This window comes from Candidatus Cloacimonadota bacterium, from assembly GCA_020532355.1.
In the GTDB taxonomy this organism is placed as follows: Bacteria; Cloacimonadota; Cloacimonadia; order Cloacimonadales; family Cloacimonadaceae; genus UBA5456.
On the sequence record JAJBBD010000201.1, the window covers coordinates 1 to 6,149 of the forward strand.

Consider the following 6,149-nt stretch of genomic DNA (forward strand, 5'->3'; position numbering starts at 1 on the left):
CTATAGCGTATTTTGCCCACATACTGGGCATTTATAACCGGTATTGCCGCTGCTTTGGGAAAGAATAGAAAATGAATTTTTACCCGCGGATGCAGTTTGTGAACCACATTCAACACGGGTGTAAGCATAATTAAATCTCCTATTCCCCATGTGTGTACAATAAGAATATCCATTTCTGTTGCAGTAGCCATTCCCCTCATCTCGGTTTTACTCTGCATTTTTGCGGATCCTCAGCGTCTCCAAGCTTAGCTTCCATAACTGCCTCCAATCCTGAGACTTGGGTATTAAATAAGCCAACATTCTCCCCTTAGTAATTTTTTCTTCATAGGCAATTATCAGTATAAACCACATAAAATAGGCAATACTTGTAGATAAAGCTGCCCCATAGATTCCCATCAACGGAATCAAAGCGTAGTTCAATGCTAAATTAAGGAGCAGAGCGATGGCAGGCAGTATAATGCTTATTATCGGAAAGCCTTTGCTGTTCAGATAGTTATTAAACAAGGAACCAAAGCTTAACCCGTATGTTGCCGGCATCAACCAAAAATAGACATAATACACTGGGACAAACTGTTTTCCGAACATAGTGCTCAAAATGAACTTACCTGCAACCACAAATCCGATATTGGCCAAGCTTAACAATACAAAAAATACCATCAGCATCTTCTTCATGACCTGCCATTTCTCCACCTCATTATCTGTATCGGACAATCTAACAAGCAGCAAACTGCCTACGAGGTTGGAAGCCATCTGTAGCAAATCCACGATATGAGAAGCTATTGAATAGATGCCTACCTCACTGAATCCAAGCATTTTTTTCACGAAAACAATATCTACTTTCAGCAGCAGTAGGATAAACATCGAGGAAAGGAAAACTCTAAAGCCAAAACCATAGGAATGATATATGAATTTCCAATCAAATACTTTTAATGGATTGCCCCACTTATTTTTAACAATAAGATACAGGATGCTAATTGATAAACCTATTACCATCGCCAACATTGCCAATTCAAGTTTTTCGGCGCCGGAGATCAGCAGATACCCACTCAACACAATTGCCAGGCAAATCATGGAATTGAGCATGTATGCAAGCGAACTATCGAATACTTTATCCATCCCCAGATACAAGCCCTGAAGCTGCATTAATGCCTTAGTCATGGTTATAAAACACACCAGCAATAGCAGGCTTGCCATGCTGAATGATGATCCCAATAAGCTGTTCCAGAAATCTGTAAAACCCACACATAGTAGGACTAACAACAATGTTTCAACTAAGAAGCAGAGTATTGCCCATGCGAACAAACTGGGAATTTTATCAGGATGCTTCCGGATCAGATATGGATAGCTTCGATACAGCCCAAAATCAAGGATCACCCAAGCAAACCCGCCAATGGTAATAAGATAGCTTAGCTTCCCTTTCAACTCCACGCCAAGGTAGCGAGCCGTAACCAAGCTGAAACAAAAACCCAAGATAAGGATGATAATCCTAAAACCACCGCTCATCAGGATGTTTTTTTTCAGATTTATCGCTGCCATTGACAAATCCCAGAATTCATCGCATTCTGTTTTGTTTTGATGCTTATAGAATCTTTCGTATCCATAAATGCATCTTTTTTAGCTCCTTCTTGATGTCAACAATATTGTTCTATGCAATCGCCATCAAGGTCTTTACAAATGAAGTCAAGATGGCCAATGTGCTTTTTGGCTTGACAAGCCTATGAACTATTTTTATTGTGAAATCATTATATGGCACGTGAGGTACCTAATGGAACTCAAAAATCTACAACTTAGCTTTCCTGAAGATTGCAACATCATTTTGGGACAAAGTCACTTCATAAAAACTGTTGAAGACTTATACGAAGCAATGGTAAACAGTGTTCCCGGCATCCAGTTTGGTTTGGCTTTTTGTGAAGCATCCGGTCCCTGCTTAATCCGTAAAGACGGTACAGATAACGGGCTTATTGAGATCGCAGTGCAAAACATGCACAAACTTAGGACAGGACACAGTTTTTTGATTATCATGAAAGATGCCTTCCCCATCAATGTGTTACCGGCAATCAAAGCCTGCCGCGAAGTAGTAAATATCTTTTGTGCAACGGCAAACCCGGTACAAGTGATCGTTGCTCAAAGTGAGCAGGGTTGCGGAATACTAGGTGTAATAGATGGCGCCTCACCCAAGGGTGTAGAATTGGATACCGACATTACTCACCGCAAGAAGTTTCTTTTAGATATTGGATACAAGCGTTAATGCGTTTATTTATCGCTCTTGAGCCTCCTTCTCTTGTAAAGAAAGAATTGCTGGATGCGCTAAGATATCTGCAAGGTATCAAACACAGCGGAATTAACTGGGTTAAGCCGGAAAACCTCCATCTAACCGTGAATTTTATTGGCGAAGTAGCCGAACATAGACTCATTGAGCTTAAAAAGTTGGTTGCCAAACAGGTACAACGCTATTCCAGCCCAATTCTCGCCGCTGAGGGTATAGAGCTATATCCATACCGCTTTCCCCGCCTAATATGGTTAAAGCTGGGAGGGGATGAGAGCGTATTGAAAGCCTTGAACCGACAGACCCTTTCCAGTTTGCGAGCCCTGGGTATAGAGGCCGATGCCAAAGCCCTGAAATTGCATGTAACGCTAGGCAGAATTAAGAGCCAGCAAAGTCCAGAATTTGAGCGGGCTGCTCTTAGCTACAAGATAAGCAGTCAATATCTTGCTTGGAACACTTTGAGCTTATACAAGAGTTTGCTCAGACCCGATGGACCAAAATATGAAGTAATTGAACAATATGATCTAATAAAGACGGAGGAATAATGCTCGATAAAAACAAAGATGCAGCCCTAAAAACTGCCATTTCTCAATTGGAAAAGAAGTTTGGAGTTGGCACCTTGATGCGTTTGGGCGATAAGCCCATCAAGACTGTGGATATAATTCCCACTGGAGCTTTCAACTTGGATATAGCTCTGGGTATTGGTGGCATTCCCAGAGGCAGAATAACCGAAATTTACGGTGCAGAAGCCAGCGGAAAAACCACTCTCTCGCTACACATAGCAGCAGAATGCCAAAAACAAAATGGCATTGTGGCGTTTGTAGATGCAGAACACGCCTTGGATGTAGCTTATGCCAAGCGACTGGGAGTACAGACAGATAACATGCTGCTTTCTCAACCCGATGGCGGCGAACAAGCTTTGGAAGTAACCGAAACCTTAGTACGCAGTTCTGCAGTTGATTTAGTTATTGTAGATTCGGTGGCAGCACTGGTCCCCCGTCAGGAAATTGAGGGGAATATGGGAGATAGCCATGTAGGATTACAAGCCCGTTTAATGAGTCAAGCTTTGCGTAAACTTACTGCCATTGTCTCCAAAAGCAACACTGCGGTAATTTTCATCAATCAAACCCGCATAAAGATTGGCGCTCCCGCCTTTGTAAACCCCGAAACAACCACTGGAGGAGTAGCCCTAAAATTCTATTCTTCTCTACGCTTAGAAGTGCGTTATGCCGGAGCCATAAAAGAAACCGGTGGCGATACTCAAGTAATTGGCGCTCGTACAAAGGTCAAAGTAGTGAAAAACAAGTTTGCTCCACCTTTCAAAACTGTGGAATTCCCCATTATTTTTGGTCAGGGCATCTCCTACCTGGATATTCTAATCGACATGGCAGCAAGTAATGAGATAATTAAAAAAAGCGGCTCTTGGTATGCATACAACGATCTCAAACTGGGTCAGGGCATCGATAAAACTAAACAATATCTAAATGAAAACCCCGAACTGCTAAAAGAGATTGAAGAGAAACTAAAAGCTGAAGTCAATCCCGAACAATTTATTGGCAATTCGGATAATGATGCTTCTGAAGTATTGGACAAAGAATAAACAGCTTAGCTTTATAAGTTTTGACGATGAGTTGTGGGGGGTTCTGCCGCAAAGAACCCTCCATTTCCTTTTTCCTTTCCAATCCGAAACCGAAATCTCTCCCGCTCAGGAAACTGAGCTAAAGCTTGAACTGGAAAAGCGCGCTTGGAAGCTTATAACAGATTATCTGGCAAAAAGTGAACACAGCGAATATCAATGCCATATCTACTTGCAAAATAAACACTTCCATCCCACTATTGTGCATAAATGCCTGAAACTGCTTAAAATGAAAGGATATTTGAGCGACCGACGTTTTGCCGAAATCTATATCCAAAGCATGTTAGAACGTGGTAAAAGCAAAAACGCTATTCGTTTCAAACTTAAAGAACACAAGATTTCCGATGATATCTTCAACGAGCTTTGGGAAAATTTGCAGGATCCCATTCTCCGAAAGGAACTGTTGGAAGAACAGATAGCAAATCTTCTCGTTAGATATCGCCATGAAGAACCGCAAAAAGCCAAACAAAAAGTGTTTACATCTCTTTACCGCAAAGGTTTTTGCATGGATGAAATTAGTGATGCCTGGCGGGATGTTCGCAAACCATGAATTTTTGGCGTGCTGCTATTGCACTGTGTAGCATAATGTTAATGGCATCATGCGCTTTTGTGGGCACAAACCAGTACCCGCTCAGTAGCGCATATCCCCGTTTTGATGATATTCTGCCACATCTAAACGAACTTGCCGCCAAATATCCAGCAGTGATGAAACATCGCATAATTGGCTTTAGCACCGCTGAAAACCTACCAATTTATGCCGCTGAACTGGGGAAAGGTAAACGCAATATCCTCATTATTGGTCAACACCATGCCGATGAAGTTTTGGGTCTTGCCATCAGCATGTATATGATTGAGCAACTCAGTAGAGAATATTTCGAGAACAAAAGCATACATGCACTATTGGATGAATACAGCATCTGGATAGTTCCAACCCTCAATCCTGAGGGTTACCGACTGGTCAGCTCCGGACAAAGCCGCATCAAACGCAAAAATAACCGCGATACAGATGGCAATGGAAAACTGGATATTCGCAGCGATGGTGTGGACCTTAACCGTAACTATCCCATTTTTTGGGATCTGGATCCGGAAATAGACCACATGAGTTCTTTCTATAAAGGAGATGCCCCCGCCTCCGAAGAAGAAATAAAGGCAATTATTGCCCTTAGCAGACGAGTATTTTTCGAATTTGCCATTTTCTACCATTCATCCCTAACCGGTGAACTGAGTGAGCGCATATTTCTTCCTGCCATAAGCGATGAAACCGATAAGTATTCTCTACTTCAGAAACAAGCAAAACTGTATGCAAAAAATGTGGAAAGAGATTATCATAGCGGAACATACACCATTCATACCGGAATTTCGTCTCAAGTGGGAAACGCACGCAATTTCTTTTACCACAGTGTAGGAACATCTGCCATGCTAATCGAAGTTGGGGGTGTAGATCAAAAGGGAAAAAGCATTATCCACCCTACTGATAGAATGGTTAAAAGCATAAATAAGCGACACTTGAAAGCTTTTGTTAAATTGCTGGATTACATGAGCAAAATCTCAACTTAAGATCAAACGATTGCTGAGACAGTTGCAAATCCATTATAAAGTAGATTATTTATGCACGAAATCTCGGTTTGATGGGCTTTTTCTGAGCGTAGCTATTCCCACTCACCATCCTTGTAGTACGAGACTCCGCCCTATGACCCGATTATTCAACGATCTATTATTATAATATTGTTGGCTGCTTGTGCATGTATCTTTGCTGGAGCATGATTAAGAAAGACCTGCTGCTCACTGTTTTTTTGCACTTAACAATCCTTCTTTTGCCCTCATTCCTTAGCGGATAAATAGCATAGGTTTAAGCGGATATTCTGCTATATCAGCAAGATAAAGGTAGGAGGAATTATCGCTAATATATGCTGGAAACAATGGGGTTCTTGTGCTCGTGGAACGGTTTACCCAAATTTTCAAGTGGTGATCTCATGGGGTGGCAAGCTCTGTTTGCCACAAAGACCGAAGGGCTTTTCTTTCTGGCAGCTCCGCTGCCACTGCCAAACGGAGCTTGGCAGCCCAGTGAGAAGCAACCCAAGCGCCGTCGGAGAACTTTAACTGAGAATGGTAAGTGGTGCATGTTAAAATTCCGTAGACATGCGGGAGAAGTTGTGGCAAATCGGGGTGGCAAGCTCTGTTTGCCACAAAGACCGAAGGGCTTTTCTTTCTGGCAGCTCCGCTGCCACTGCCAAACGGAGCTTGGCA

At 42.3% G+C, this 6,149-nt stretch carries 8 protein-coding genes; 5 read left to right on the forward strand and 3 right to left on the reverse strand.

Annotation, left to right across the window (positions count from 1 at the left end; all coding sequences use genetic code 11):
* Together LHW48_07010 and LHW48_07015 are read right to left on the reverse strand one after the other, a co-directional pair.
* On the reverse strand, positions 1-218 hold a 218-nt coding region (locus tag LHW48_07010), incomplete at its 3' end, for a hypothetical protein (GenBank protein MCB5260206.1).
* Positions 208-1,536, reverse strand: coding sequence for an oligosaccharide flippase family protein (locus tag LHW48_07015; protein MCB5260207.1), 1,329 nt, complete (start codon positions 1,534-1,536; stop codon positions 208-210). The genes LHW48_07010 and LHW48_07015, both read right to left, overlap by 11 nt.
* A gap of 229 nt (positions 1,537-1,765) precedes the next feature.
* Between LHW48_07015 and LHW48_07020 the strand changes: the two genes are divergently transcribed.
* The 5 genes from LHW48_07020 to LHW48_07040 are packed head-to-tail and all read left to right on the forward strand — an operon-like array spanning position 1,766 to position 5,459.
* Positions 1,766-2,248, forward strand: a complete 483-nt coding sequence (locus tag LHW48_07020) for an adenosine-specific kinase (protein ID MCB5260208.1) — start codon at positions 1,766-1,768, stop codon at positions 2,246-2,248.
* Positions 2,248-2,811, forward strand: a complete 564-nt coding sequence (gene thpR / locus LHW48_07025; protein MCB5260209.1) for an RNA 2',3'-cyclic phosphodiesterase — start codon at positions 2,248-2,250, stop codon at positions 2,809-2,811. Before LHW48_07020 ends, thpR begins: the two co-directional genes overlap by 1 nt.
* Complete coding sequence (gene recA / locus LHW48_07030) at positions 2,811-3,866, forward strand: recombinase RecA (GenBank protein MCB5260210.1); 1,056 nt, start codon at positions 2,811-2,813, stop codon at positions 3,864-3,866. The genes thpR and recA overlap by 1 nt, the downstream gene beginning before the upstream one ends.
* Positions 3,835-4,452, forward strand: a complete 618-nt coding sequence (locus tag LHW48_07035; protein MCB5260211.1) for a recombination regulator RecX — start codon at positions 3,835-3,837, stop codon at positions 4,450-4,452. Before recA ends, LHW48_07035 begins: the two co-directional genes overlap by 32 nt.
* Positions 4,449-5,459: a M14 family metallopeptidase gene (locus LHW48_07040; protein MCB5260212.1), complete on the forward strand. Its 1,011-nt coding sequence runs from the start codon at positions 4,449-4,451 to the stop codon at positions 5,457-5,459. Before LHW48_07035 ends, LHW48_07040 begins: the two co-directional genes overlap by 4 nt.
* A gap of 414 nt (positions 5,460-5,873) precedes the next feature.
* On the opposite strand, the gene LHW48_07045 is transcribed toward LHW48_07040, so the two are convergent.
* Positions 5,874-6,149: hypothetical protein (locus LHW48_07045; protein MCB5260213.1), on the reverse strand; the 276-nt coding region annotated here is incomplete at its 5' end.

Coding starts and splice junctions, on each gene's coding strand:
- LHW48_07020 (MCB5260208.1), top strand. CDS start 1,766: ATGGAACTCAAAAATCTACAACTTAGCTTTCCTGAAGATTGCAACATC.
- LHW48_07015 (MCB5260207.1), bottom strand. CDS start 1,536: ATGGCAGCGATAAATCTGAAAAAAAACATCCTGATGAGCGGTGGTTTT.
- LHW48_07040 (MCB5260212.1), top strand. CDS start 4,449: ATGAATTTTTGGCGTGCTGCTATTGCACTGTGTAGCATAATGTTAATG.
- thpR (MCB5260209.1), top strand. CDS start 2,248: ATGCGTTTATTTATCGCTCTTGAGCCTCCTTCTCTTGTAAAGAAAGAA.
- LHW48_07035 (MCB5260211.1), top strand. CDS start 3,835: ATGATGCTTCTGAAGTATTGGACAAAGAATAAACAGCTTAGCTTTATA.
- recA (MCB5260210.1), top strand. CDS start 2,811: ATGCTCGATAAAAACAAAGATGCAGCCCTAAAAACTGCCATTTCTCAA.